This is a genomic window from Mesorhizobium sp. M1D.F.Ca.ET.231.01.1.1 (assembly GCF_003999155.2).
Taxonomy (GTDB): domain Bacteria; phylum Pseudomonadota; class Alphaproteobacteria; order Rhizobiales; family Rhizobiaceae; genus Mesorhizobium.
This window is the reverse complement of record NZ_RZOZ02000217.1, coordinates 1-304: the sequence shown is the minus strand read 5'-3', so window position 1 is coordinate 304 and position 304 is coordinate 1. Positions and strand designations below refer to the sequence as shown.

The 304-nt window shown below is 73.0% G+C and carries 1 protein-coding gene; it reads left to right on the top strand.

Annotated elements, in window-relative coordinates; translation table 11 throughout:
- The coding region (locus EN874_RS33025; RefSeq protein WP_245516242.1) for a hypothetical protein at positions 1–304 on the top strand (304 nt) is incomplete at both ends.

Genomic DNA, 304 nt, shown 5'->3' with positions numbered 1-304 from the left:
CCTCCCCCTCGGGGGGAGGGTCGGCGGGCGCGTTGAGCGAGGCTCAGAGTGATCGACGGGGTGGGGTCGTCGATGGCGTGCCCGAACCGACCCCACCCCGATCCGCTGCGCGGCTCGACCCTCCCCTCAAGGGGGAGGGTAAGGGCGCCGGCTGCCGCCTGATCCCGGCCTGGCCGGATCGCGTCGCGAGGGCGCGCGGCGAGCGCGGCCGCTTCGTGCTCGCCAACGGTTCGGGCGCCATGGTCGATGCCGTAGACCCGTTGGCCAATGAAACCTGGCTTGTCGTCGCCGACCTGCAGGGCAA